The sequence below is a fragment of the Burkholderia sp. WTPI3 genome, from assembly GCF_021483755.1.
Classification (GTDB): Bacteria; Pseudomonadota; Gammaproteobacteria; order Burkholderiales; family Burkholderiaceae; genus Burkholderia.
In genome coordinates this window covers 40946-65073 of record NZ_JAGIXF010000039.1, presented here as the reverse complement: position 1 = coordinate 65073, position 24128 = coordinate 40946, and the positions used below count along the sequence as shown (strand labels likewise).

Here is a 24128-nt window from a genome sequence, read left to right as displayed (position 1 = left end):
GCGGCGTGGCGCGCGAGGGCATCAGCGCGGGGGCGCTGACTTCCGCGATGATGCTGCTGTTCCTCGGCAGCTGGCGCTCGACGCTGATCATCGCCGCGTCGATCCCGCTCGCGGTGCTGGCCGCGATCGCCGGTCTCGCCGCGCTCGGCGAAACACTCAACGTGATGACGCTCGGCGGTCTCGCGCTCGCGGTCGGGATTCTGGTCGACGACGCGACGGTGACGATCGAGAACATCAACTGGCACCTCGAACAGGGCAAGGACGTCCGGCACGCGATCATGGACGGCGCCGCGCAGATCGTGATGCCGGCGTTCGTCTCGCTGCTGTGCATCTGCATCGTATTCGTGCCGATGCTGGAACTGGACGGCATCGCACGCTTCCTGTTCGTGCCGATGGCCGAAGCGGTGATCTTCGCGATGATCGCGTCGTTCATCCTGTCGCGCACCTTCGTGCCGATGATGGCGCAGTACCTGCTGAAGCCGCATGCATCGGGCGGCCACGCATCCGGCGAGCTGGCGGCCATCATGGCGGCGACGCACGGCGCGCACGCGCACCCGCCGCCGTCGCGCAATCCGCTGGTGCGCCTGCAGCGCGGTTTCGAACGCCGTTTCGAGCGCATCCGCGCGAGCTACCGGATCGTGCTGGGCCTCGCGCTCACGCACCGCAAGCGTTTCATCGCCGGCTTTCTCGTCGCGGTCGCCGCTTCGTTCCTGCTGGTGCCGTGGCTCGGCCGCAACTTCTTCCCGGACATCGACGCCGGCCAGATCACGATCCACGTGCGCACGCCGGTCGGCACACGCATCGAGGACACCGCCGCCGAGTTCGACCACATCGAGAACGCGGTGCGCGGCGTGATTCCGCCGAAGCAGCTCGCGAACATCGTCGACAACATCGGGCTGCCGCACAGCGGCATCAACCTCACGTACAACAACAGCGGCACGATCGGGCCGGAAGACGGCGACATCATGATCTCGCTGGGCGCGGACCATGCACCGACCGCAAGCTACGTGCGCCGGCTGCGCGAAGTGCTGCCGCGCGCGTTTCCAGGCACGACGTTCTCGTTCCTGCCTGCCGACATCGTCAGCCAGATCCTGAACTTCGGCTCGCCCGCGCCGATCGACATCCAGATCGCCGGCCCGGACCAAGCGGCCAACCACCGCTATGCGACCGAGCTGCTGCGCAAGGTACGCCTCGTCGCGGGCGTCGCCGACTCACGCATCCAGCAGGCCACGACCTATCCGCAATTCACGATCGACGTCGACCGCTCCCGCGCGGACGAGCTCGGCATCACCGAGCACGACGTGACCAACTCGGTGGTCGCGAGCCTGTCCGGCACCGGCCAGGTGTCGCCGACGTTCTGGCTGAACCCGAGCAACGGCGTGTCCTATCCGATTGTCGCGCAAACGCCGCAATACCGGATGACGTCGCTGTCGGACCTGAAGAACCTGCCGGTGACGGGCGCGAACGGCAACTCGCAGGTGCTCGGTGCAATCGCAACGATCCAGCGCGGCGTCGGCGACGCGATCGTGTCGCACTACAACATCAAGCCGCTGTTCGACATCTACGCGACGACCCAGGGGCAGGATCTCGGCGCGGTCGCATCGCGCATCGACGCGATCGTGCATGCCACCGCACGCGACGTGCCGAAGGGCTCGGTCGTCACGGTGCGCGGCCAGGTCCAGACGATGAACAGCGCATTCTCGGGACTGCTGTTCGGGCTGCTCGGCGCGGTCGCGCTGATCTACCTGCTGATCGTCGTGAACTTCCACTCGTGGTCCGACGCGTTCGTGATCGTGACAGCATTGCCGGCCGCGCTGGCGGGCATCGTCTGGATGCTGTTCACGACACACACGCCGCTGTCGGTACCGGCGCTGACGGGCGCGATCCTCTGCATGGGCGTCGCGACCGCGAACAGCATCCTGGTGGTGAGCTTCGCGCGGGACCGGCTTGCCGCGACCGGCGACGCGCTGGTCGCCGCGATGGAAGCCGGCTTCACGCGCTTCCGCCCGGTGCTGATGACGGCGCTCGCGATGATCATCGGCATGGCACCGATGGCGCTCGGCCTCGGCGACGGCGGCGAGCAGAACGCGCCGCTGGGCCGTGCGGTGATCGGCGGCCTGCTCTGCGCGACGTTCGCGACGCTGCTGTTCGTGCCCGTCGTGTTCAGCCTCGTTCACCGGCGCGACGCGTTGCGGCCGCCCGCAGCACGCGACCTTTCCCCTTCCGAATCCGGAGTCACGCATGTCAACTGAGATCGAAATCCAATCCCCGACGCGCCTGCGTCATCTCCGGCTCGTCGGCCTCGTCGCGCTGCTGGCGGCCGCCGGCATCGTCGCCACCGGCATTTCCAGCCGCGTGCACGCCAAGCAGGAAACGTCGGCATGGTCCGCCGAGCAGGCGATCCCGACGGTCGTCGCGTACCAACCGGGCCACGACGGCGCGACGCAAGGCATGGTGTTGCCCGGGCGCCTGTCCGCGCTCGTCAACGCGCCGATCTATGCGCGCGTGTCCGGCTACCTGCATGCGTGGTACGCCGACATCGGCACGCCCGTGAAAGCGGGTCAGTTGCTCGGCCTGATCGACACGCCGGATCTCGACCAGCAGTTGCAGCAGGCGCGCGCCGACCTGCAGAACTCGCTCGCGAACGAGAAGCTCGCGGAAACCACCGCGGCGCGCTGGACCAAGATGCTGCAGCAGGATTCCGTGTCGCAACAGGCCGCCGACGAAAAGACCGGCGACCTGCTCGCCAAGCGCGCGACGGTCGCCGCCAACGAGGCGAACGTGAAGCGGCTCGAGGCGCTCGAATCGTTCAAGCGCATCACCGCGCCGTTCGACGGCGTCGTGACGGCGCGCAAAACCGACATCGGCGCGCTGATCGACGCGGGCAGCGGCAACGGGCCCGAGCTGTTCGCCGTGTCCGATGCCCGCAAGCTGCGCGTGTACGTCAGCGTGCCGCAAAGCGAGGCCGCGGCGATCCATCCCGGCATGACCGCGACGCTGACGGTGCCCGAGCATCCTGGCATGCATTTCGACGCGAAGCTCGTCGACACCGACGACGCGATCACGCCCGAGTCCGGCACGCTGCTGGTCCAGCTGATGGTCGACAACCCGGCCGGCCTGCTGATTCCCGGCGAATACACCGAAGTGCATTTCGCGATGCCGACCGATGCGCACGCGTTGCTGATTCCCGCCAGCTCGCTGATCTTCCGGCAGGACGGTCTGCAGGTGGCCGTGGTCGATCCGCATCAGCGCGCCCAGCTCAAATCGGTGACGATCGGCACCGACCTCGGCACACAGGTCGTCATCGCGTCGGGCCTCGCGCCCGGCGATCGCGTGATCGACAATCCGCCCGACTCGCTCGCAAGCGGCGACCCGGTGCGGCTCGCCGCGCCGCGCACGCAAGGCGCCACCGCGTCGCTCGCCGCGAACAACGGGGGGCGCGCCCATGGGTGAGCGACGACTCTATGCGGCGCTGGCGAGCCTCGCGCTCGTGACGGGGTGCTCGTTCGCGCCGACCTACCAGGTTCCCGCAACGGCGATTCCCACGACGTTCAAGGAAGCCGGCGCATGGCAGCAGGCGAAACCTGCCGACCGGATCGAGCGCGACGCGTGGTGGACCGTCTATCGCGACCACGAGCTCGACACGCTCGAGCAGCAGGTCGCGCGCGCCAACCCCGACGTCGCGGCGGCCGTCGCACGGCACGACGAAGCCGGCGCGTATCTCGACGAAGCACGTTCGGGCCTCTTTCCGACCATCGGCGCCAGCGCAAACGTGTCGTCGAACCGCCAGTCCGAGCTCCGTCCGCTGCGCGGCTCCGGCCAGCCGAACGTGTACGGCGCGAACACACTGGAGGTCGGCGCGAGCTACGACCTCGATCTGTGGGGCAAGGTGCGCAACGAAGTCGCGGCGGGCCGCGACGCGCTGCAGGCCAGCGCAGGCGATCTCGCGTCGGTCCGCCTGAGCCTGCAGGCCAGTCTCGCCGACGCGTACTTCAACCTGCGCGGCCTCGACGAGCAGCAAAAGCTGCTCGCCGACACGATCAGCACGTATCGGCGCGCTCTTCAGCTGACGCTGAGCCGTCATGCGGGCGGCATCGCGTCCGATCTCGACGTGTCGCGCGCACAGACGCAGCTCGACTCGGCGCAGGCGTCCGCGGCCGACGTCCAGGCGCGGCGCGCATTGTACGAGCATGCGATCGCGACGCTGACCGGCGTGCCCGCGTCGTCGTTCTCGTTGCCGCCGTCGCTCGATGCCGCGTACCTGCCGTCGGTGCCGGCCGGCATCCCGGCCACGCTGCTGCAGCGACGGCCCGACATCGCGGCGGCCGAGCGGCGCGTCGCGGCCGCGAACGCGAAGATCGGCGTCGCGCGTGCGGCGTTCTTCCCGGACATCTCGCTTGGCCTCGACGGCGGCTATCAGAGCGACACGCTGTCGCCGTGGCTCGTCGCACCGAACGAGATCTGGTCGATCGGCCCGAGCCTGATGATGACGCTGTTCGACGGCGGCCGGCGTGAAGCCGCGACACAGGCAGCGCGCGCGAAGCTCGCGGAGAACGGCGCGCACTACAAGGCCGTCGTGCTGCAGGCGTTCCAGCAGGTCGAGGACAATCTCGCGCTGCTCCACCATCTCGGCGACGAAGCGGCACGCGAGGATTCGGCGCTGGCCGCCGCGCAACGCACGCTGCAACTGTCGATGTCGCAGTATCGCGACGGCGTGGTCAGCTATCTCGAAGTGGTCACCGCGCAGACTACCGAGCTCCACACCGAGATCGCCGCGCTGAACCTCGACACGCGGCGTCAGCTCGCCTCCGTCGGCCTGATCGAAGCGCTTGGCGGCGGCTGGTCCGCTACGGCGCAAGCGGCGCCGTCCGATGCATCGCCGAAGCCGCAGCCGGTGGTGGCGGCCGCCGGCACTTCGCACGCCGGCTGACGTTCCGCGATAAAAAAACGCCGCCGGCGACCCCGGCGGCGTTTTTACGCCATGCCCCCGTCGACCGTGGCGTCGGCTCAGAAACGATGCCGGATACCTGCGGCGACAATCGTCTGCCGGTTGTTCGCCGACGGTGCGAGCGAGTAAATCGACGCATTGCCGAGCACCGCGATGCCGTCCGCGCCGCTGACGTGCTGGTAGACGCCTTCCAGATACAGATCGGTGCGCCGCGACAGCGCGTAGTCGGCCTGCAGCATGAACTGGTTCCACTTCGGCGATACGCTCGCGCCGGCCGTCTCGAAACGGCCGTCGGTGAACGTGTACGAACCGCCGATCGACAGCATCGGCGTGATCGAATAATGCGCGTTCAATTCGTAGTTGTTGAACGTCAGCATCTGGCCGGCCAGCGCGGCATATGCGCCGCCCTGCGAGATCTGGCGCGGGTCGTCGAGCATCGTGCGCGTGAACACCAGCCCCACTGACGCAGGCCCGAACGTGTAGCGGCCGCCCGCGCCGAATGTGCGCTGCCGCGCACCGGTCATGATCGCGTCGCCATCCGTGCTGCTGAGTGCGCCGCTGGCGTTCTCCGGCGTGTTCACACCGCCGGGCTGGCTCGCCTGCAGATAGGCGACCGCGAGGTTCACGGGGCCGCCCGCCCACGCCGCGCCGACGCTGAACGCATTGTTGTCGCTGAAGCCGCCCGCGGCGTTGCTGAACGCGTATGCGCCGCCGAACGTGAATCCGCCGATGGTCGCACTGCGGAACTTGACCGCGTTGTTCATCCGCATGTCGTTGTTCAGGTTGTCGTTGTCGAGCGGATGATCGGCGATGTTGCCGCCGAAACCGGAACCGGTAGCCGACAACGGTGCGACGAAATCGACGAGGAAGTCGTACTGGCGGCCCATCGTCAGCGTGCCCCACTGCCGGCTCGCGAGACCGACCCACGCCTGGCGGCCGAACAGGTCGCCGCCGTTGCCGAGCTTCCCGTTGTCGATGTTGAAGCCGTTCTCGAGATCGAACACCGCGCTCAGGCCGCCACCGAGATCCTCGCTACCGCGCAGCCCCCAGCGGTTCGTGCTCAGGTTGCCGCTTTCCATCATCCAGTTGTCGTGCCCCGCCCCGCCCGTGCCTTTCTGGTTACTGACGTAGTCGATGCCGGTGTCGAGCGTGCCGTACAGCGTCACGCTGTTTTGCGCCTGGGCGGCGGTTGCGAACGTGCCTGCCAGCGTCAGCAGCGTGATTGCCCATGTCTTTGTCATGTTTCGTTCCGGAAAAAATAGTCGATGGTTCACGCATCGGGCGGGCTGCCGCGGCAATTGCCACGATGCGATTCGGCCCGCGATGCGCTAGCCGGAATTTAGGCAAGCCGGGTGACATGGAGGTGATGAAAACGCCCTGTTTCATGAAGCTTTTTTCATGTTCGCGACATTGCTTTTCAATGCGTGCCGGCGCGGTGTTTTCGCATGCCGCCGGATAAATTTCTTTTCATGCTTCGACTACCGATCCGCTACCCCACGATGACTATGCTCTTGATCAACCGGAGTGCGAAAACGCGAACGCCTTCCGCTTCGGCCAATCAACCCAGATATTGTGAGGACTACGAATATGAAAGCCATGATGATCGCCCTTGCCGCCGTATGCGCCACGGCCGCTGTTCCGGCCTTTGCCCAGTCGAATGCGTCGCCGGCCCCGCAGCAGCTCGCGTCGGTATCGTCGTCCGGCATGTCGGGCGGCTCGTCGGCGGTGCAGGCCGGATCGTGGGTGGCGCCGTACGGCAGCGCCATGCAGGAGAAAACGCGTGCGCAGGTCTACCAGGAACTGGTTCATGCGCAACAGGACGGCCAGCTCGCGTACCTGAACAAGACGCTGTATGCCCATTGACACGCGCCGGTCGCCGTCCGCCGCCTGCCCGCCGGTGCGTGCATCGCGCCCGCGGCCGGCGGCGCCATCGATCCCGCACACCAGCGCCGGTTTCTTCGGCGCGCCCCGTACCTCCGTTCGCGCCCGACTCCTTCCTGCCCGATGAATATTTCCCCTGCTTTCAAACGCACCGCGCGACTCGTGGCGCTGGCCGTCGCGGCCGGCGCGCTGCTGTCCGGCTGCGCGGCTGCCCGCCCCGACACGCCTGGCGGTTGCGTCGGACCGGCCGATTTCTGCAACGTCTATTTCGGCTCATAGCGCCGGGCCGTCAACTCCGCGCCTCAAACGACACAGGCGCACCGCCCTTTCGGCCGGTGCGCCTGTTTTACATCGGGTAGCCCGATATTCAGAACGAGTGGCGGATCCCGACGCGGGTGACCACCTGCTTGCCGTTCGACGACGGATCGAAGCCGGCGATCTGCGCGACCGCCCCGCCCGTCGCATGCTGATAGGCTGCCAGCGCGTAGACCGCCGTGCGCTTCGACAGTTCGTACTCCGCGCTCAGGTTGATCTGCTGGTACTTGGGCTCCTGACCGGTCGCGTGATCACGGCCTTCCGTATAGGTGAAGCCCGCACCGAAGTTGAGCTCGCTCGTCGCGGCGTACGTGCCGGCCACTTCGTAGTTCTGGAATTTCACGTCCTGCCCGTCGTCGCCCTGCTGGAAGTCGACATTCGTGAAGTTGCCCATCAGCTTGAACGCGCCGAGCTGATACGACGCGCCTGCCGCGAAAATGCCCTGGCTGCGCGCATTCTGCAGGTAATTGCCATATACGGCGTTCGTGTAGCCGGTGCCGTTCTGGTAGCTCTGGATCGATTGCTCCGGATCGTTCACGCGCAAATAGCCTGTGCCTGCCGAGAACGGCCCGTTCGTGTACGACGCGGCCGCGCTGTACGCGGCATTGTTCGAGAACTGCCCGGCCTGTCCGCCGAACGAATACAGCGCTTCTCCGGTGAAGCCGGCGACGGTCGGGCTCGTATACTTGACCGCATTGCTGATCGCGAAGCCGTTGTCGAGGTTGTCCATGTCGTTTGGATGTGAGAAATACCAGCCGCCGTACGCATCGTTCAACGAAAAAGGCTCGATCAGGTCGACGATCGGATCCCACTGCCGGCCGAGCGTCACCGTGCCGTAGGTCTTGCTCGCGAGCCCGATGTACGCGTTGCGCGAGAATGCCAGGCCGCTGCCCAGGCTGCCGTCGGTCGAGCTGAACCCGCTCTCGAGATCGAAGATTGCGGACAGGCCGCCGCCGAGATCCTCCTTGCCGCGCAGCCCCCAGCGGCTGCCCGCGCTGACGCCGCTCGCCATCTGCCACAAATGCTGACCGTTCACGTTGTTCGCGTAATCGATGCCGGTATCCAGCACGCCGTACAGCGTCACGCTGCTTTGCGCATGCGCGACACCGGCCGCGCCGACGCACACCAATGCGACGATCACCCGGTTCAGTCTGAATATCCTGTTCATGCTCGATGGTCCCTTTTTCTAGACGGAGATGGATCGTTCGCAATCCTGTTCTTATCGATTGCGTGGGCGCCAATATATCGGCGCAAAAACCTCACGCACTTGCAATTCCGTCTTTCAGTTTTTGTGTTGGATACGCATGCGGCGGCTATTGACGACGTGCGTCGCCCCCGGTCGCAACACCGGTGTGGGGTCGGTAAACATGTGGAAAAACATCGCGCGTCAGCGCGACGCGAACGTGATCTGATAGCCGTAACGGCTGACCGTCTCGATCTCGACGCCGGAGACGAAACGGGCCAGCTTGCGGCGCAGCCGGCAGACGACGAGATTGACGCTGGACGGATCGACATCTTCCTGATCCTGCCATGCGTAGCGGATGAGTTGCTCGCGTGCCACCGGCGCGTTGACCTGGCGCATCAGGCATTCGAGCAACAGATATTCGCGCCGCGTCACCGCGAGCCGCAACTCGCCGTCGAGTAGCTCACGCGCGAGCGCATCCGGCGTGACGCCGCTCGCAGCCTGCACGTCAGGGGCCACGCTCATGCCGACCATGCGCCGCAACGCCTGAATGCGCTCGTGCATTTCGATGAACGAATACGGTTGCGAGAAGCACGCATCGGCGCCCGCGCGCAGCGCGGCTACGCGATCCTGCACGAGCGCGCGACCCAGCACGACGACGAGCGTCGCGCCGCTGCCGCCGTGCGCAAACGACGGCAACGCCGCCAGCAGCGCCGGATAGCCTGCCGGCTCGGATGCCATCGCGACGATCACGTCGAAGTGTTCCTGTGCTGACAGGAACGCACCGTCGCGCAGATCGTCCGCGCGCTGCAGGCTGTGACCGCTCTCCTGCAGCGCCTTGTACAGCCATGCGGCGTCGGGATGCGGGGCCGTGACGAACAGAATACGCATTCAGCACTCTGCCAGGCGATGAAAGGCTGCACCCGTCATGACAGCGTCTTCGACCAGCATTCGATCGTCACGCAGGTGCCGGGATTGGCGCTGTCGATCCGCAGCGAGAAATCGTGCACGTGGATCACCGCGGACACGATGCTCAGCCCGAGCCCCGAGCCGGCCAGGTGTCCTGTCCGCTTGCTGCGATAACGATGCCGCAGCACGGCCTCGCGCTCCTCCGGCGCGATGCCCGGCCCGTTGTCGACCACGTCGATCTGCGGACCATACGGCGTCTGCCGCAGGTCGAGACGCACGACGCCGCCCGCGGTGGTGTACTTCAGCGCGTTGTCGAGCAGGTTCGTGAGCGCTTCGAACAACAACGCGAAATCGCCGTGGATCGGCTCGACCTCGTCCGCGGATACGACGAGCTGGATCGCGCGGCTGTCGGCGAGCGGCTCGAACAGTTCGCCGACGTCGCCGACCAGTTGCCGCAAGTCGACTTCGGCGAAGCCGCCGCGTCGCTGCAGCGTGCCGATCTCCGAAATGCGCAGCATCGCGCGAAAGCGCCCGAGCAGTTCGTCGGTTTCCGCTCGCGCGCGCCCGACGAGGCTCGCGAGTTCCGCGTCGTCGCTCACGGCCTGGCGTTCGGCCGCATGCGCGAGCAACGTGTGAACGTGCGCGAGCGGCGTGCGCAGATCGTGCGCAATGCCATCGCAGACGCCCTTGACCTCGTTCATCAGACGCTCGACTTCGGACAGCATGTGGTTGACGAGATGCGCCAGCATGTCGATCTCGTCGCGCCCGCCGACCGGCAGACGCTGCCCCAGATCGCCTTGCGCGATGCGCTGCGTGACCTGCCGGATTTCCTTGAGCCGGCGCATCTGCCGGATGCTCAGCAACAAGCCGCCCGCGATGCCGGTCGCGAAGCAGAAGATGCCGCCGCCCACCAGCGCATTGATGATCGCCTCGCGAATGCGCAGGATGTGCGTGAGGTCACGCGCGAGCACCAGCCTGTCGCCGTCCGCACGTTGCTCGCCCATCGCACGCACGACGGGCGCGATCTGGCCGCTGGAGATCTTCAGCGTGTGGTTGAGCGTCGTGCCGCTGCGGTCCGTCTTGAGCTCGGACGGAAACTCCATCACGTCGCCCGCGATGTGCCGGCCGTCCGCCGCAAACAGACCGTAATAGTTGGTGTGCATCCGCTCGCGCTCGAGCCGGCGATGGATCGCGTTCGCCAATTCGGTATCGGGTATCGAATTGAAATAGATCATCTGCCAGTCGATCACGACGTCGGTTTCGCGCTCCATGCCGTGCGTGATCGCGGTCGCGAGGACGCCGAGCAGCAGCATCACCGACAGCGAAAACATCACCGCGTAGACGGCGACCAGCCGCATCGTGGTCGAATACCAGCGCCGCGGCGCCGGCGACGTTTGTGCCGCGCCGGGCGCGTCGGTCAGAACAGTCGTAGTCACGAGAGAATGTAGCCCGACCCGCGCACGGTAACGATCAACGGTTTCGAGTCCGGCGGCTCGATTTTCTTGCGCAGGCGTCCCATGTGGACATCGATCAGGTTGGTACCGGGGTCGAAGTGATAGCCCCACACGGCCTCGAACAGCATCGTGCGGGTGATGGTCTGACCGGCGTGCCGCATCATGAATTCGAGCACGCGGTATTCGGTCGGCAGCAGCGAAATCTCGTCGCCGTCGCGATAGACCTTGCGCGACACCAGATTCAGCGTCAGCGGACCAACGCTCAGCGTCGTTTCGGCCTGCGCAGGCGACGCCTGGCTACGGCGCAGCAGGACCTCGATGCGCGCAGCCATTTCCTCGGGGTCGAATGGTTTCGTCAGGTAATCGTCACCGCCCGCGCGCAGGCCGCGAACGCGCTCGTCGACGTCGCCGAGCGCACTCAGCATCAGTACCGGGGTACGAACCCCGATGCTGCGCATCGTCATCAGGATGGTGAGGCCGTCGACTCCGGGCAGCATGCGATCGAGCGTAATGACGTCGTATTCGTCGCTGATCGCGCGCGCCATGCCGTCGCGGCCGTTCGACACCCATTCGACGTCGAAGCCCAGGCATTTCAATTCGCCGACGATTTCTTTCGCACTGATTTCATCGTCTTCGATCGTGAGCACTCGCGGCATCATCGTTTCGCATGCCGCACCACCATCGGCCATCGCGTGCGGCACACGTGTCTGGCTGTTCAAAGGCGTTGATGTTGCCATATTCGGTTCGCACTTGCAGCGCATCGCGCTGATGTCCCGGAAAAGACCGCGCTCGAATCCCGGCGGTCGTACGCAGATTACACATGCGTACATGGCGGTCGCCGATCAGTTTCATGAAAAAAAATTTAAGAAGCGGGCGCGCCGATGCAGCCGGTGCATGCGAGCGATGCCGGATCGGAATGGAAGGCGCTGCGGGGCGGCACGCGAAGCAGCAGGCTGCAGTGCGCTGCGGAGATGGATGGCGAGGCAAGCGCCCCGCTACGCCGGAGCCACCGGCGATCACGAATGTTGCGGGGCACCCTCCGTCTGGCGCGCTGCCTGCGCGGCGTGCGATGCCGCGGCCCGATGCGCGAGCGCCTGTGCCCGATGTTCGCGCTCGACCCGCGCATGCAGCAAGGTCGCATCGGCGATGGCTACCCCCGAGCCCTGAATCTTCGCTTCCGACAGCGCCGACGCCGCCATCAGCGATACCGCCATCAGGATCATTGCCGTGTTTCGTTTCATCATCCGCTCCAGGTGATCGGTCGCCGGGCCCGTGGCCCGAATTCGCACCGGACGCGGCGCGATCGACAGACGCGACGATAAGCCCGCGCGATTAAACAATCGCGAACGCAAACGTGAACGGATTTTTAGATGCGCCCGCAACGACCGGCGGATGCCCGGCCGGTTCGCGCGTGCATGAAACAAGTTTCATCTTTGCTCTGCCGTTCCGATATTCCCGCCCCCTTAGGCTTCGACTCGTGATTCGCGCCACGCACCGGCCGAACCGTCATCCACCGCCCGGACACGTTCGCCCGGACGATCGTCACCAAGGAGCCGTTCATGAAACTCAATCCCCGCGTACTGGCCTGCACGTTGCTGATGGTGTTGGGCACCGCCGCGCACGCCGCACCGAAACTGACGCAGCAGCAATGCTCGGAATATCCGTTCGTCCACACCCAGGGCCCCGTCACGCACGCTCAGCTGGTCAACGAACTGTCGGAGCTGGAAGCGGTCGGCTACAACCCGTCCGCCGGCGACGAAGGCGATTACCCGGACGACATCGACGGCGCGCAGCAGCGTCTGATGGCCGAGTATCAGCAGGATTGCCACGGCGCCGCCGGCAGTTCGATCGCGTCGAACACGCCGTAAGCACGGCCGGATCACTGCATCACCGACTCACGAGCGAGATTTGCCGCACGGGCAGCATTGCCGTGCGGCTCTTTTTGCTGGCGCGCGTGGCGAGCCCGCGCGCGTGCCGGTCAATTCGACGTCGGCTTTGCGATCGAGGGCCGACGTGGCGGCACCCGACCCGCAACGCTCGATTCCCGCACGAGAACCGTCCGCCGATCGCCTACACTGATTCCATCCGGCCGGCGCCTCCGGCCGTTACCGACCACGGGACCAGCGATGACGGCGAATCACTCCGCACCTCCGAAACTGCCCGGGCAAGTCGTGCTCGTCCTCCAGGGCGGCGGCGCGCTGGGCGCGTACCAGCTCGGCGTCTATGAGGCGCTCGACGCCGCCGGCATCCAGCCCGACTGGATCATCGGCACGTCGATCGGCGCGATCAACGCGGCGCTGATCGCCGGCAATGCACCGGGACACCGCGCGCAACGGATGGCCGAGTTCTGGCGCCGCGTCACCGAACGGCCCGCGCTCAACGTGCCGGGCTTCCCGACGAGCTGGGACAAGATCGGCGCCGAGCTCGGAGTCATCGGCGCGGGCATCCCGGGATTTTTCCGGCCGAACCCGGCCGCGTGGCTCGGGCCGCTCGCGCACGTCGGCGTCGAGCACGCGTCGTACTACGTGGTCGATCCGCTGCGCGCCACGCTCGTCTCGCTCGTCGATTTCGACCGGCTGAACGCCGGCCGGCCGCGCGTGACCGTCGGCGCGGTCGATGCGTGTACCGGCGCGATGCACTATTTCGATTCGCGCGACCGGCCGCTCGGCATCGAGCACGTGATGAGTTCGGGCGCGCTGCCGCCCGCGTTTCCGGCCGTGCGGATCGACGGCGCACCTTACTGGGACGGCGGCATCTATTCGAATACGCCGGTCGAGGTCGTGCTGGACGATGCGCCGCGCCGCAGCTCGATCATCTTCTCGGTACAGATGTGGAATCCGGTCGGGCCCGAGCCGAAAAGCATCTGGCAGGTGTCGGAGCGGCAGAAGGACATCCAGTACGCGAGCCGCACCGACAGCCATATCGCGCGGCAACAGCAGATTCACCGGCTGCGGCACGTCATCCAGGAACTGGTCACGCGGCTGCCGGAAGCGGAGCGCGCGTCGGCCGACGTGCAGGCGCTCGCCGCGTGGGGCTGCCAGACGACGATGCGCGTGATCAAGCTCGCGGCGCCGCGGCTCGACGGCGACGACCAGTGGAAGGACATCGATTTCACGCCGGCCGGGATTGCGGCGCGCCGGCAGGCGGGGTTCGAGGCGACGATGCAGACGATCGCCGCGCGGCCGTGGGAAATCCCGATGGATCCGACGGAAGGATTGAGCGTGTGGAGTCCGGAGGAGAACCGGATCGGGGAGCAGCATAGCTGATGCCGATGCGGCGCGCGGTATCGCCGCGCGGATCGCCTGCCACGTAGCATCGAGCTGCACACGCGCACTCGCACTCGCACTCATGCCGCCATGGCACAGCCGCGCCCCGACTCGAACGGCCGAGCCGATCGGCACCGGCGTCGACAGCGACACACGCGCCGAAAGGCCTGATCCGGCTAAAGCAACGGCCGCTCGAGCTTGATGTTGTATCGCTTCACCTTTGCATACAATGCCGGCTTCGAGATTTCGAGCAGGGCCGCGCATCGCGTCACGTTGAATCGGCACGCGGCCAGCGCGTGATGGATTGCGTCGCGCTCGACGTCCTTCAGCGATTGAATCGCCTGATCGCCCCGCGTGCCGGGCGTTCCGTGCATGCCGGGTGTCGGTATCGGATCGGACATGCCGAGCGGGCCTCGCGGCGGCCGCAACAAAGCCGACACGTCGTCGATGATGCCTTCGTCGCTCAGGTTCACGGTGCGCTCGACGAGATTCTCCAGCTCCCGGACATTGCCGGGCCATGCGTAGGCATGCATCTGATCGAGCGCCCGTTTGCTGAACCCGAATATCTTCTTGTTCAGCAGCGTTGCGTACTTGCTCAGGAAAAAGTTCGCGGTCGCCGTGATGTCGGCCTTGCGCGATCGCAACGGCGGAATCGAGATCTCGATGACATTGCAGCGATAGTACAGATCCTCCCGGAACTCCTTCGCCGCTACCATCGCTTCCAGATCGCGGTTGCTCGCACAGATGATCCGCACGTCGATCGGGATACCCTTGGTATCCCCGAGCCGGGTCACTTCGCGTTCCTGGAGTACGCGCAGAAGCTTCGCCTGTACGTCGATCGGAAGCTCCGAAATTTCATCGAGAAAGACGGTGCCCCCGTCGGCGGACTCGAATTTCCCCGGGCGGCCTTCCTTGGTCGCCCCGGTGAAACTGCCCGGCGCGTGCCCGAACAGTTCGCTTTCGATGAGGTCGTGCGGCAGCGCGGCGCAGTTGATCGCAATGAACGGCTGGGCCTGGCGTACGCTCGCGTTGTGGATCGACTGCGCGAAAACCTCCTTGCCGACGCCGCTTTCGCCGCTGAGCAGCAGATTCGCCGAACCGTGCGCCGCCTTGCGGGCGGCACCGATCGCGTCGAGCAGACTGTCGCTCTGCCCGACGATGTTCTCGAACGTATAGCGCGCGTAGTTGCCCGCATACTTGCCGGCGATGCTGCGCACGCGCTTGATCTCGCGAAACGTGTTGACGACGGAAACCACCTGCCCGCAGCTGTTCTTGACGGGAATCGCCGTGTCGATCAGGTGCAGGTGACGGGCGGGCGAATCGATGATGAGTTCGCGATCGACGTAGCCCACGCCCGTCGTGAAGATCGGCGCAATGATCGGCTCGAAGTCGATCAGCGCCTCGAGCGGCCGCCCGATGCTGGCCACCGGATCGATCCCGAGAATCCGTCCCGCGACGGTACTCGCGTGACGCACGATGCCGCCTCGACCGAGCACCATCAGCCCGTCGCCGATGTGGTCGATGATCGCTTTCTGTTCTTCCACCAGCGTCTGGTGCGCGACGAGATCGAAATGACTTTTCAGCAAGACGCCCAGCGTGATGTCGAGCAGCGCGAGCATGTCGTGCAGCGACCGCGCGTCGCGTTCCGCTCGCCGCAACGCGAGCAGGTAGACCCCGGCGGATCCGGCCGGCACGCAGATAGCGGCGCAGTGCAGGCCGCCCGCGGCAGCGAGCGGCACATCGACCGTTGCGCTGCCGCCTTCCCGCAGCGCATCGCGGACGTCGCGCAGCAACCGGTCGAGTTCCAGCGCGCCGACGTCGATGCCGCGCTGCGTGGCCAGCGCGTGCGCATCGTCGTCCGCCGCTTCGAACGGAACCGCGTAGTCGCCCAACGTCAGCAGGTACGCGCCGAACCGCTGCGCCGCAACACGTCTTGCATCGCGCCAGCAAGCCGTATCGATCGCTGACCGGAGATCGCCGGATCGGTCGGCAGCGTCCAGACTTCGCTCGTCCATTATCGTTCGCAGCACGGTGGCAGATCCGCCCAGCTTACCAGCGCAAAAACCGTTCATGTTGAACCCCGTTGCCGCCCGTGCGACGAACGCTCGCGCCACTGCCGGCCCCATTGCCGGCCATTGCCGCGATCAACGGCGCGACGCGGCCTTCTTCTCGATGGCGGCGCGATCGACGATCGCGCGTGCATGCGTTCCGCCGCCGACTTGTCCTTTGGGATCGTGCACGACGACATCGAATACGAACAGGCTGCCTTCCCGCCCGCGGAAGCTGGCTGTGGCGCTCACTTGCGCATCGACCGGCGTGGGTGCCGAGTGCGTCAGCTGCGTCGTGACGCCGACCGACAACTGCCCGTCCTCCAGTTCGCCGCGCATGATTTCCGCACATGCCCGCTCCATGAGGCCGAGCATCGCGGGCGTCGACATCACGTCCGGATACGTTTCATCCGAATCGTTGCCGAAGGCGGAAGCCAGGTCCTGCACGGCGACCCGACGCGTCAGGGTCGCCGTCGCTCCGGAATTGATCATGAAATCTCCTTTTTCGGTCAAACCATTACCGCGATGCCGATGCCGCGCGGCTGAATCGCTACGGCGTCGGGCCGTTCATCCAGGCATCGAAGCCCGGCCCGGCGCGACCACGGCGCCGCCCCGAACCGGGCTTCGACGCCGCGTTCGCTACTGCGCGCCGACCGGCGTCAGGGTGCCGCCCGACAGCTTGTAGACGGTCACCGGCGCATCGACCCAGTCGCCCTGCGCGTCGAACTTCACCGGCCCGAGCATGCTGCCGAACGATTGCTCGCGCATCACCTTCGAATACACCTCGGGCGACGTCGAATTGGCCTTTTGCATCGCATCGGCCACGACGAGCGTCGCCGCATAGAAGCTCGGCGCATAGGTATCCACGTCGGCGCCGAACGCGCTCCTGAACCGGCTCCTGAAACGCTTGCCGTCGGGCAGGCTGTCGAGCGGCGCGCCGCCCTGCGCACAGAACATCCTGTTGTCGAGAACGTTGTTCGACAGTTTGCTGAACTCGGGCGAACAGATGCCGTCGCCGCCGACCAGCACGGCGTTGATGCCGAGATCGACCATCTGGCGGGCAAGCAGCGCCGCCTGCGCGTAATAGCCGCCGTAGAACACGACCTGCGGATTGGTCGCCTTGATGTGCGTGAGGATGCCCTTGAAGTCCGTCGTCTTGTCCGTGCTGTATTCACGCGCGACGACGGTCATGCCGTTCTTTTCCGCGGTTTTCACGAACACGTCCGCCACGCCGCTGCCGTACGCGGTCCGGTCGTCGACCACGGCCGCGCGCTTGAGCTTCAGCACGTTGGCCGAGTAATCGGCCATGCGCCGGCCCATCACGTTGTCGTTCGTCGCGAGACGATAAACGTACGGAAATCCCAGCCGGGTCAGCTCCGGGTTCGACGATGCGCCCGTGATCATCACGACATGCGCATCGTTGTAGATCCGCGCGGCCGGGATGCTCACGCCGGAGTTGTAGTGCCCGATCACGGCCGCCACGCCGCCGTCGACCAGCTTCTGCGCAACGTTCACGCCCACCTTCGGATCGCCCTGATCGTCGACCGACACCAGTTGAAATTTGACCGGCTGTCCGCCGATCACCAGCTTGCGTGCGTTCAGCTCGTTGATGGCCAGCTGCACGCCGCGTTCGTCGTCCTTGCCGCTCTGGGCGGAGCTGCCCGTCAGCGGGCCGGCCGCGCCGATCTTGACGACGGTATCGGCACTCGCACCGGACGGAAATCCGGTCACGCCGGCACCGACGACGGTGACGGCAAACATCAGGATCGTGCGTTTCATTTCAATTCCCCCGAAGTGGCGGACTGCGACCGGGTCAGGACATCGCGAACGGGCGACAGCGTCTTGAACTCGAAATCGGGACGCGGCTGCCAGGGGCCGAGCGTGTCCGCGGCGCGGTTGATCCATGCCACGTGCATGCCGAGCGGCTTCGCGCCATCGATATCCGCCCAGCTGGCGAGCGAACAGTGCAACACGTTGTGCGCGTCCAGCCCGAGGCGATCCAGCGCGAGGCTGAAGATCAGATGCGAAGGCTTGTAGGCCCTGGCCATCTCGGCCGTCGTGACGTGCTCGAAATAGCGCGTCAGCTGGCTTCTGCGCCAGAGGTCGCTATCCATGTTCGTGATCGGCATCAGCGGATATCGCGACCCTGCCCAGTCGAGAAACTCGAGCGCATCCGCGTGCGGCGGCGACGACTCGACGAGGTGCGTGAGCAGCACGTCGGTGAGCGCCTCGACGTCGTGGCCGTCGAGCGCGTTCGGGAACAGCGCGTCGATGCAGCCGGTCAGTGCGTCCTGCGCGACCGCGCGATAGCTGCGGTACGCGCCGCCGCGATAGGTCCGCACGTTGCGCATGTCCCAGTCGAGGTACACGTCGAATACCGGACGCGAAGAAGCGACGCCGAGGATACGCATGACTTCGGCAATCCCCGCCATGCCCCCCTTGTCGACATCCACCAGCGTGCCGAAATAGTCGAACGTCAGTGCTTTGATATTCATGGTCATTTCCTCGCGGCAAAGGCCTGGACACGGCGGGCGGCGTCGGGTGTCGCAAACGCCGCCACGGTTGCGGACTGCTCGAGCTCGAGACTGCGGGTCAAATCGGTCGACAACTCCATCGTCAGCAGACGCTTCAGTCTCGATATGGAAAAGACGGAACGTTCGGCGACACGCGCGGCGAGCTCCAGCGCGGTTTCGACAACCTTTCCCGGTTCGACGACGCGATTGACGAGGCCCAGTGCATGCAGTTGGCGGGCCGACTGGCGCTCGCCCAGCAGCCACAGCTCCATGGCGCGCTGATGGCCGACGCTCTGCGGCAGAAGTTGCGTCACGCCCCCGGTGACGAACTGCCCCCACTCCATTTCGGGGAAAAAACACACCAGGTCGTCCGACGCCACGACCAGATCGCAGTTGAGCAGCCACTCGAATCCACCGCCGACGGCAAACCCGTGCACGGCGCCAATGACCGGTTTGCCGTTGAACATCAGGTCGCGCGTGATCTGCTGGATGCGTTCGACGTGACGGCGGATGCTTGCATCGCTCTCGGTCTGCCTGTCGAACTCCTTCAGATCGTCGCCCGCGCAGAAGGCCCGGCCCGCGCCCGTGAATACGATCGCGTTGCAGCCGTCATCGGCATTGGCCTCCACCAGCGCCCGATGAAGATCGTCCAGCAGGTCGCCGCTGATCGCGTTCAGCCGCTCCGGGCGATTGAGGGTCACCGTCGACACGGCCCCCGATTTCTCGATTCTTGCGTAGCTCATCACGCCTCCTTTTCGACCCAGCGGGTTTTTCCTTCGGTGCGCGGGAAATGCTCGAACGGCACCATCGTCACGTCGGCCGTCGAACCGACCCTCGTGCGGATCGCCGCCTCGACCTGCTCCCTGGCCTTCGGCCAGTCGGCGGCCGGCAATCCCTGCGCGGCTTCGACCGTCATCGTGATCCGGTCGTACGGCCCGTCCCCCTTCAACACGATCCGGAAGATTCCCGACGCCCATTGCGGCAGCGATTCGACGGCCACGCGAACGGCGCTCGGGAACACGTTGATGCCGCGCACGTTGAACATGTCGTCGGTGCGGCCGGTGACGCGGAATCGCCACGCCGTGCGGCCGTCCGGCCCGCGATCGACGCCGGTCACGGTGACGACGTCTCGCGTGCGGTAGCGAACGAGCGGCTGGCACTCCTTCTGCAAGTGCGTACAGACGAGTTCGCCGACGGTCCCCGCCTCGATCGGCAGGCGTTGCAACGTGGCGGGATCGACGATTTCGGCAAAGACGACGTCGCTCGCGTGATACAGCAAATCGTTGGTCCAGTCGGTTTGTCCGCCGAGAATGCTCAGCACTTCCGACAGACCGAAGTTGGCGTTGCGGATCCGGAAGCCCCACTTTTCTTCCATCGCGTTGCGCAGATCCAGGTTGTCGAGCCCGGCCTCACCGCCGAACAGGCCCAACGTCAGCTTCAGGTCTCGGGGGCGAAAATCGGTCGATTCACGCAGGATCTGTTCGATGAGCCCCGGATACGAAGGCGTGCACGAAATCGCGTTGATGCCGAGATTGACGATCGAGTCGATCAGCAGACGCGTATTGCCCACGCCGAACGGCACGACCGTCGCGCCGGTCGCCTCGAGAATCGTGTGATCGGTGAAGCCGCCGGTCCACATGCAGTAGTTCAGGCAGTGAACCACGCGATCCGTCGGCCGCAACCCGGCGGCCCACATCGACCGCGCGCCGACCCGGGCGACCCGATACGCATCGGCCGCGCTGTTCGCAAGAATCAACGGGCGTCCGGTCGTCCCGGAGGTGCGATGAAGGCGGGACACGCCCGCCTCGCCGCAAGCCACGTAGTCGCCGAATGGAGAGGCCGCCTCCTGGCTGACCCGGAGTTCGTCCTTCTCGGTGAAAGGCAGCTCCTGCAGCGAATCCAGCGTCACTTCCCGGTCGATCCAGCGCGACAGCTTCCCGCGATAGAACGTCGACATCGAACGGATGTAGTCCCACTGGGGCGACCATAGCCCGTCTTGATGCCGGCGCACCTGCCCGGGCGGCAGGGTTTCGAATGCCTCGTCGAAAAGCGCGTTGTTTGCGTTGATTGACGACTCCACTTTCATGTTCTCGCTTCCTTTAGCATGACGAATCTATATCGCCGACACGGCCGCGACGGCTTGCACACTGGAACTCGAGTGCGGAACGCTCCACGATCGAGCGCGCATGACTCGCGCTCGCCACCGGACCGGCCGCATCGGTCGCCACGACATCGAACCAGTACCGTTCGCCGTCGAACGTCCGGAACGTCGCGGTGACGAAAACCGGGACATCCGATCGCGTCGGCGCCAGATGCGTGAAATGCGTCATGCGGCCGATCGAACACTCATCGTTCCGAATTCGGTCGCACATCGCGTCGACGCAGGCGGCTTCCACGAGGCCCATCAATGCGGACATGGACAGCACGTCGGGATCGCATGCCTGCGCGTTGCGGCGACAACGCCCGCCTGGCTTCGGCGTCCCCATCGCTTTCGAGACCGTCGCACGTTTCGCTGGCATCGGGCGGACTCCTCCGGTTCATTTACGCTCCAATACCGCAAAGCCCGTGCCAGGCCGAGACCAAACCGAAAACCCTTGCCCGACGGGCGCATGCGGTCAACACGGCAGAACACCGTATTCGATCTGAACGGAAAGAATCTTTACGATCGGAATGGAAACTGTCTGTGACTGGCCAGCAGTCCGGCGCTCCAGAAGCGTTCCGGGAACCATCCGGCCCCGAAATGCGGATCACTATCAACCCCATTGGCATCAGTGCCTTCCGCGAATATCGTCATTTTCCGATATAAGATTCGGCCATCGACGATACCTCGTCAGCACCGGCTCCCCCGACCACCCGCCCTTTCCATGCCGACCGAACTCGACATCGACGCGATCCTGAAAGCGCTCTCGAACCCCGTGCGCAGGGAAATCCTCGTCTGGCTGAAAACGCCCGACGCGCATTTCCCGGCACAAACGCTGCCGTTCGACCACGGCGTCTGCGCGGGCCAGATCGACGCGCGCTGCGGGCTGTCGCAGTCGACCGTCTCCGCGCACCTCGCGACGCTGCAGCGCGCGGGGCTCGTGACGTCGACGCGGATCGGCCAGTGGGCGTTCTTCCGGCGCAACGAGGCCGTCATCGACGCATTTCACGACGCGTTGCGCCGCGAACTCTAGCCACCGGCCGAATCGGCCCTACGGGTTTCGGCCGTGTGCCTGCACCGGCTTGCCCGTTTTTCGTGAAGAGGATATCTGCCATGCCTACCCTGTTCGATCCCGTTACCCTCGGCGACCTGAACCTGCCGAACCGCGTCGTGATGGCGCCGCTCACCCGTGCCCGCGCAAGCGTCGGGCGCGTACCGAACGACCTGATGGCCCGCTATTACGCCGAGCGCGCGTCGGCCGGCCTCATCATCAGCGAAGCGACGTCGGTCACGCCGCAGGGCGTCGGCTACGCGGACACGCCGGGCATCTGGTCCGACGAGCAGGTCGAGGGCTGGAAGCGCGTGACGCAAGCCGTGCACGCGGCCGGCGGCCGCATCGTGCTGCAGCTCTGGCACGTCGGCCGGATTTCCGACCCCGTCTTCCTGGACGGCGACCTGCCGGTCGCGCCGAGCGCGATCGCCGCGGGCGGCCATGTGAGCCTCGTGCGTCCGCAGCGTCCGTTCGTGACGCCGCGCGCGCTCGAGCTCGATGAAATCCCGGGCATCGTCGCCGCATATCGCAAGGGCGCGGAGAACGCGAAAAAGGCCGGCTTCGACGGCGTCGAGATCCACGGCGCGAACGGCTATCTGCTCGACCAGTTCCTGCAGGACAGCACCAACCATCGCACCGACGCGTACGGCGGCCCGATCGAGAATCGCGCGCGCCTGCTGCTCGAAGTGGTCGACGCGGCGATCGACGTATGGGGCGCGGGCCGTGTCGGCGTGCACCTCGCACCGCGCGGCGACGCGCACACGATGGGCGATTCCGATCCGGCCGCGACGTTCGGCTATGTCGCGCGCGAACTCGGCCGCCGCAAGATCGCGTTCATTTTCACGCGCGAAGCGTATTCGGGCGACCATCTGAGCCCGCGTCTGAAGGAAGCGTTCGGCGGCCCGCTGATCGCGAACGAGCAGTTCACGCTGGAATCCGCACAGGAAACGCTCGCGAGCGGCCATGCCGACGCGATCGCATGGGGCAAGCTGTTCATCGCGAACCCCGACCTGCCGCGCCGCCTCGAACTCGACGCACCGCTGAACAAGCCGGTGCCGGAGACGTTCTACGCGGAAGGCGAAACGGGCTACACCGACTACCCCGCGCTCAGCGACGCGGCCTGACGGCGGGCAACCCGTTCATGCGCGCACGTCCGCGCGCATGAACACGCGCTGCGTCTCGTCGAGCCCGCGGGCAACGTGGTGCGCGCGGATCGCGCGCAACGCGTCGTCGAGCGAAGCGTCGTCGACGATGCGAAAGCCGAGGCGCGCGTAGTACGGCGCATTCCAGGGCGCATCGCGAAACGTCGACAGCAGGATCTGCGCGATGCCGTCCTGCGCCGCGCGCGCGACGATCTGTTCGATCAGGCGCGCGCCGATCCGCTGCCCGGCATGCGACGGCGCGACATCCAACTCCTCGAGATAGAGCCGCCGCGCATCGAGCAGGCGGTAGAACGCGAAGCCGACGCACACGCCTGCTTCATCGGTCGCGACATACGCGCGGCCGCCGTCGATGCGCGCGAGCACGTCGGCCGCATCGGTCGGCTCGCCGTCTGCGATGTCGGCCATGCCGATGTTGCGAAAGCGCTGTGCGGCGGCGACTTCCACTGCGGCCATGGCGGCCGCGTCTTCGCGCGTGGCGCGGCGAATCCGGATCGATACTGTCATCACGACGAGGTAGGCAGGCGGGAACGGCCGTCACTATAATCGAAACTTCATATCTTTCGAACGCCGCTTTTCACGAGGTTCGCCATGACGCTGTCCACGCTCGCCGTGTTCGCCATCGCCCTGCTCGTCACCGCCGGCACGCCCGGCCCCAGCGTCGCCGCACTCGTCGCGCGCGTGCTGACGAACGGCGTGCGAGACGTGCTGCCGTTCCTCGCCGCGATGTGGATCGGCGAAGCGCTGTGGCTCACGCTGGCGGTGGCCGGACTGTCCGCGTTTGCGCGCACGTTCGAGACGGGCCTGCTCGTGCTGAAACTGCTCGGCGTCGCGTACCTGCTGTTCCTCGCGTGGAAGATGTGGACCGCGCCGACCGGCACGCAGGCCGACGACCTGCCGCGCGGCCAGTCGCCGTGGCACATGTTCGTCGCGGGCACCTTGGTCACGCTCGGCAATCCGAAGATTGTTCTCTTCTACCTCGCGCTCCTGCCGACCATCATCGACCTGTCACACGTCAGCACGGCCGGCTGGGCCGAGCTCGTCGCGACGATGCTGGCCGTGCTGATCACGGCCGACTGCGCGTGGGCGTTCGTCGCGACGCGCGTGCGCAAGTTCATCCTCACGCGGCGCGCGATCAAGATTGCGAACCGAACCAGTGCCGCCGCCATGGCAGGCGCAGCTGTCGCCATCGCCACGCGGTAACGACGCCCCATGGCAAAGATGCCCGGTCAGCGGCACGTATGCCATGGAAACCGTCGA

Annotated in this window: 23 protein-coding genes; 9 read left to right on the top strand and 14 right to left on the bottom strand. The window is 66.0% G+C overall.

The features are described 5' to 3' along the window. The 3 genes from J7024_RS21265 to J7024_RS21255 form a co-directional block, all read left to right on the top strand. The coding region (locus tag J7024_RS21265) for an efflux RND transporter permease subunit (RefSeq protein WP_234745445.1) at positions 1 to 2252 on the top strand (2252 nt) is incomplete at its 5' end. Then, positions 2242 to 3453: an efflux RND transporter periplasmic adaptor subunit gene (locus tag J7024_RS21260; RefSeq protein WP_124830004.1), complete on the top strand. Its 1212-nt coding sequence runs from the start codon at positions 2242 to 2244 to the stop codon at positions 3451 to 3453. The genes J7024_RS21265 and J7024_RS21260, both read left to right, overlap by 11 nt. Next, complete coding sequence (locus J7024_RS21255) at positions 3446 to 4930, top strand: efflux transporter outer membrane subunit (protein WP_124830003.1); 1485 nt, start codon at positions 3446 to 3448, stop codon at positions 4928 to 4930. The genes J7024_RS21260 and J7024_RS21255 overlap by 8 nt, the downstream gene beginning before the upstream one ends. Positions 4931 to 5007: 77 nt before the next feature. Here J7024_RS21255 and J7024_RS21250 read toward each other — a convergent pair whose 3' ends face one another. Further along, positions 5008 to 6189: a porin gene (locus J7024_RS21250; RefSeq protein WP_175761729.1), complete on the bottom strand. Its 1182-nt coding sequence runs from the start codon at positions 6187 to 6189 to the stop codon at positions 5008 to 5010. Positions 6190 to 6535: 346 nt separating this feature from the next. Here J7024_RS21250 and J7024_RS21245 point away from each other — a divergent pair, with 346 nt between their 5' ends. Further along, a complete protein-coding gene (locus J7024_RS21245; protein ID WP_124830001.1) occupies positions 6536 to 6811 on the top strand; it encodes a DUF4148 domain-containing protein in 276 nt (91 codons plus the stop codon). A gap of 385 nt (positions 6812 to 7196) precedes the next feature. On the opposite strand, the gene J7024_RS21240 is transcribed toward J7024_RS21245, so the two are convergent. From J7024_RS21240 to J7024_RS21220, 5 genes are all read right to left on the bottom strand, one after another. After that, complete coding sequence (locus tag J7024_RS21240) at positions 7197 to 8294, bottom strand: porin (RefSeq protein WP_175751816.1); 1098 nt, start codon at positions 8292 to 8294, stop codon at positions 7197 to 7199. Between the two features lie 237 nt (positions 8295 to 8531). Continuing rightward, positions 8532 to 9218: a response regulator transcription factor gene (locus J7024_RS21235; RefSeq protein ID WP_124829999.1), complete on the bottom strand. Its 687-nt coding sequence runs from the start codon at positions 9216 to 9218 to the stop codon at positions 8532 to 8534. A 35-nt stretch (positions 9219 to 9253) separates the two neighbouring features. Next, the gene (locus J7024_RS21230; protein WP_233410113.1) at positions 9254 to 10594 is read right to left on the bottom strand and encodes a sensor histidine kinase; all 1341 of its coding nucleotides are present in this window, start codon (positions 10592 to 10594) and stop codon (positions 9254 to 9256) included. A 74-nt stretch (positions 10595 to 10668) separates the two neighbouring features. Continuing rightward, positions 10669 to 11346, bottom strand: coding sequence for a response regulator transcription factor (locus J7024_RS21225; RefSeq protein ID WP_098552903.1), 678 nt, complete (start codon positions 11344 to 11346; stop codon positions 10669 to 10671). A gap of 360 nt (positions 11347 to 11706) precedes the next feature. After that, positions 11707 to 11931, bottom strand: coding sequence for a hypothetical protein (locus J7024_RS21220; protein ID WP_175858741.1), 225 nt, complete (start codon positions 11929 to 11931; stop codon positions 11707 to 11709). A 318-nt stretch (positions 11932 to 12249) separates the two neighbouring features. On the opposite strand from J7024_RS21220, the gene J7024_RS21215 reads away from it, so the two are divergent. Further along, positions 12250 to 12558, top strand: a complete 309-nt coding sequence (locus tag J7024_RS21215; protein WP_124829997.1) for a DUF4148 domain-containing protein — start codon at positions 12250 to 12252, stop codon at positions 12556 to 12558. Between the two features lie 258 nt (positions 12559 to 12816). Further along, on the top strand, positions 12817 to 13956 hold the full coding sequence (locus tag J7024_RS21210; protein WP_124829996.1) for a patatin-like phospholipase family protein: 1140 nt from the start codon (positions 12817 to 12819) through the stop codon (positions 13954 to 13956). Between the two features lie 176 nt (positions 13957 to 14132). On the opposite strand, the gene J7024_RS21205 is transcribed toward J7024_RS21210, so the two are convergent. The 7 genes from J7024_RS21205 to J7024_RS21175 all read right to left on the bottom strand — a co-directional run bounded on the left by J7024_RS21205 (position 14133) and on the right by J7024_RS21175 (position 21036). Further along, the gene (locus J7024_RS21205) at positions 14133 to 15986 is read right to left on the bottom strand and encodes a sigma-54 interaction domain-containing protein (RefSeq protein ID WP_327796268.1); all 1854 of its coding nucleotides are present in this window, start codon (positions 15984 to 15986) and stop codon (positions 14133 to 14135) included. Positions 15987 to 16100: 114 nt separating this feature from the next. Next, on the bottom strand, positions 16101 to 16496 hold the full coding sequence (locus tag J7024_RS21200; RefSeq protein ID WP_124829994.1) for a thioesterase family protein: 396 nt from the start codon (positions 16494 to 16496) through the stop codon (positions 16101 to 16103). A 147-nt stretch (positions 16497 to 16643) separates the two neighbouring features. Next, positions 16644 to 17765 (bottom strand): branched-chain amino acid ABC transporter substrate-binding protein, encoded by a 1122-nt coding sequence (locus tag J7024_RS21195; protein WP_390680419.1) that lies wholly within the window; start codon positions 17763 to 17765, stop codon positions 16644 to 16646. Positions 17766 to 17779: 14 nt separating this feature from the next. Further along, the gene (locus J7024_RS21190) at positions 17780 to 18499 is read right to left on the bottom strand and encodes an HAD family hydrolase (RefSeq protein WP_175751789.1); all 720 of its coding nucleotides are present in this window, start codon (positions 18497 to 18499) and stop codon (positions 17780 to 17782) included. Between the two features lie 2 nt (positions 18500 to 18501). After that, the gene (locus J7024_RS21185) at positions 18502 to 19260 is read right to left on the bottom strand and encodes an enoyl-CoA hydratase/isomerase family protein (RefSeq protein ID WP_175751790.1); all 759 of its coding nucleotides are present in this window, start codon (positions 19258 to 19260) and stop codon (positions 18502 to 18504) included. Further along, positions 19260 to 20603 carry a phenylacetate--CoA ligase family protein gene (locus tag J7024_RS21180; protein ID WP_124829990.1) on the bottom strand — a complete coding sequence of 448 codons (1344 nt, stop codon included), beginning with the start codon at positions 20601 to 20603 and terminating at the stop codon, positions 19260 to 19262. The genes J7024_RS21185 and J7024_RS21180 overlap by 1 nt, the downstream gene beginning before the upstream one ends. Positions 20604 to 20616: 13 nt before the next feature. Further along, complete coding sequence (locus tag J7024_RS21175) at positions 20617 to 21036, bottom strand: thioesterase family protein (RefSeq protein ID WP_175761726.1); 420 nt, start codon at positions 21034 to 21036, stop codon at positions 20617 to 20619. Positions 21037 to 21381: 345 nt separating this feature from the next. Between J7024_RS21175 and J7024_RS21170 the strand changes: the two genes are divergently transcribed. Continuing rightward, positions 21382 to 21690: an ArsR/SmtB family transcription factor gene (locus J7024_RS21170; RefSeq protein ID WP_124829988.1), complete on the top strand. Its 309-nt coding sequence runs from the start codon at positions 21382 to 21384 to the stop codon at positions 21688 to 21690. Positions 21691 to 21770: 80 nt separating this feature from the next. After that, complete coding sequence (locus J7024_RS21165; RefSeq protein WP_175761725.1) at positions 21771 to 22832, top strand: alkene reductase; 1062 nt, start codon at positions 21771 to 21773, stop codon at positions 22830 to 22832. 15 nt (positions 22833 to 22847) lie between these two features. On the opposite strand, the gene J7024_RS21160 is transcribed toward J7024_RS21165, so the two are convergent. Continuing rightward, on the bottom strand, positions 22848 to 23375 hold the full coding sequence (locus tag J7024_RS21160) for a GNAT family N-acetyltransferase (RefSeq protein ID WP_124829986.1): 528 nt from the start codon (positions 23373 to 23375) through the stop codon (positions 22848 to 22850). Positions 23376 to 23459: 84 nt separating this feature from the next. On the opposite strand from J7024_RS21160, the gene J7024_RS21155 reads away from it, so the two are divergent. Further along, complete coding sequence (locus J7024_RS21155) at positions 23460 to 24071, top strand: LysE family translocator (protein WP_124829985.1); 612 nt, start codon at positions 23460 to 23462, stop codon at positions 24069 to 24071. Positions 24072 to 24128 lie beyond the last annotated feature (57 nt).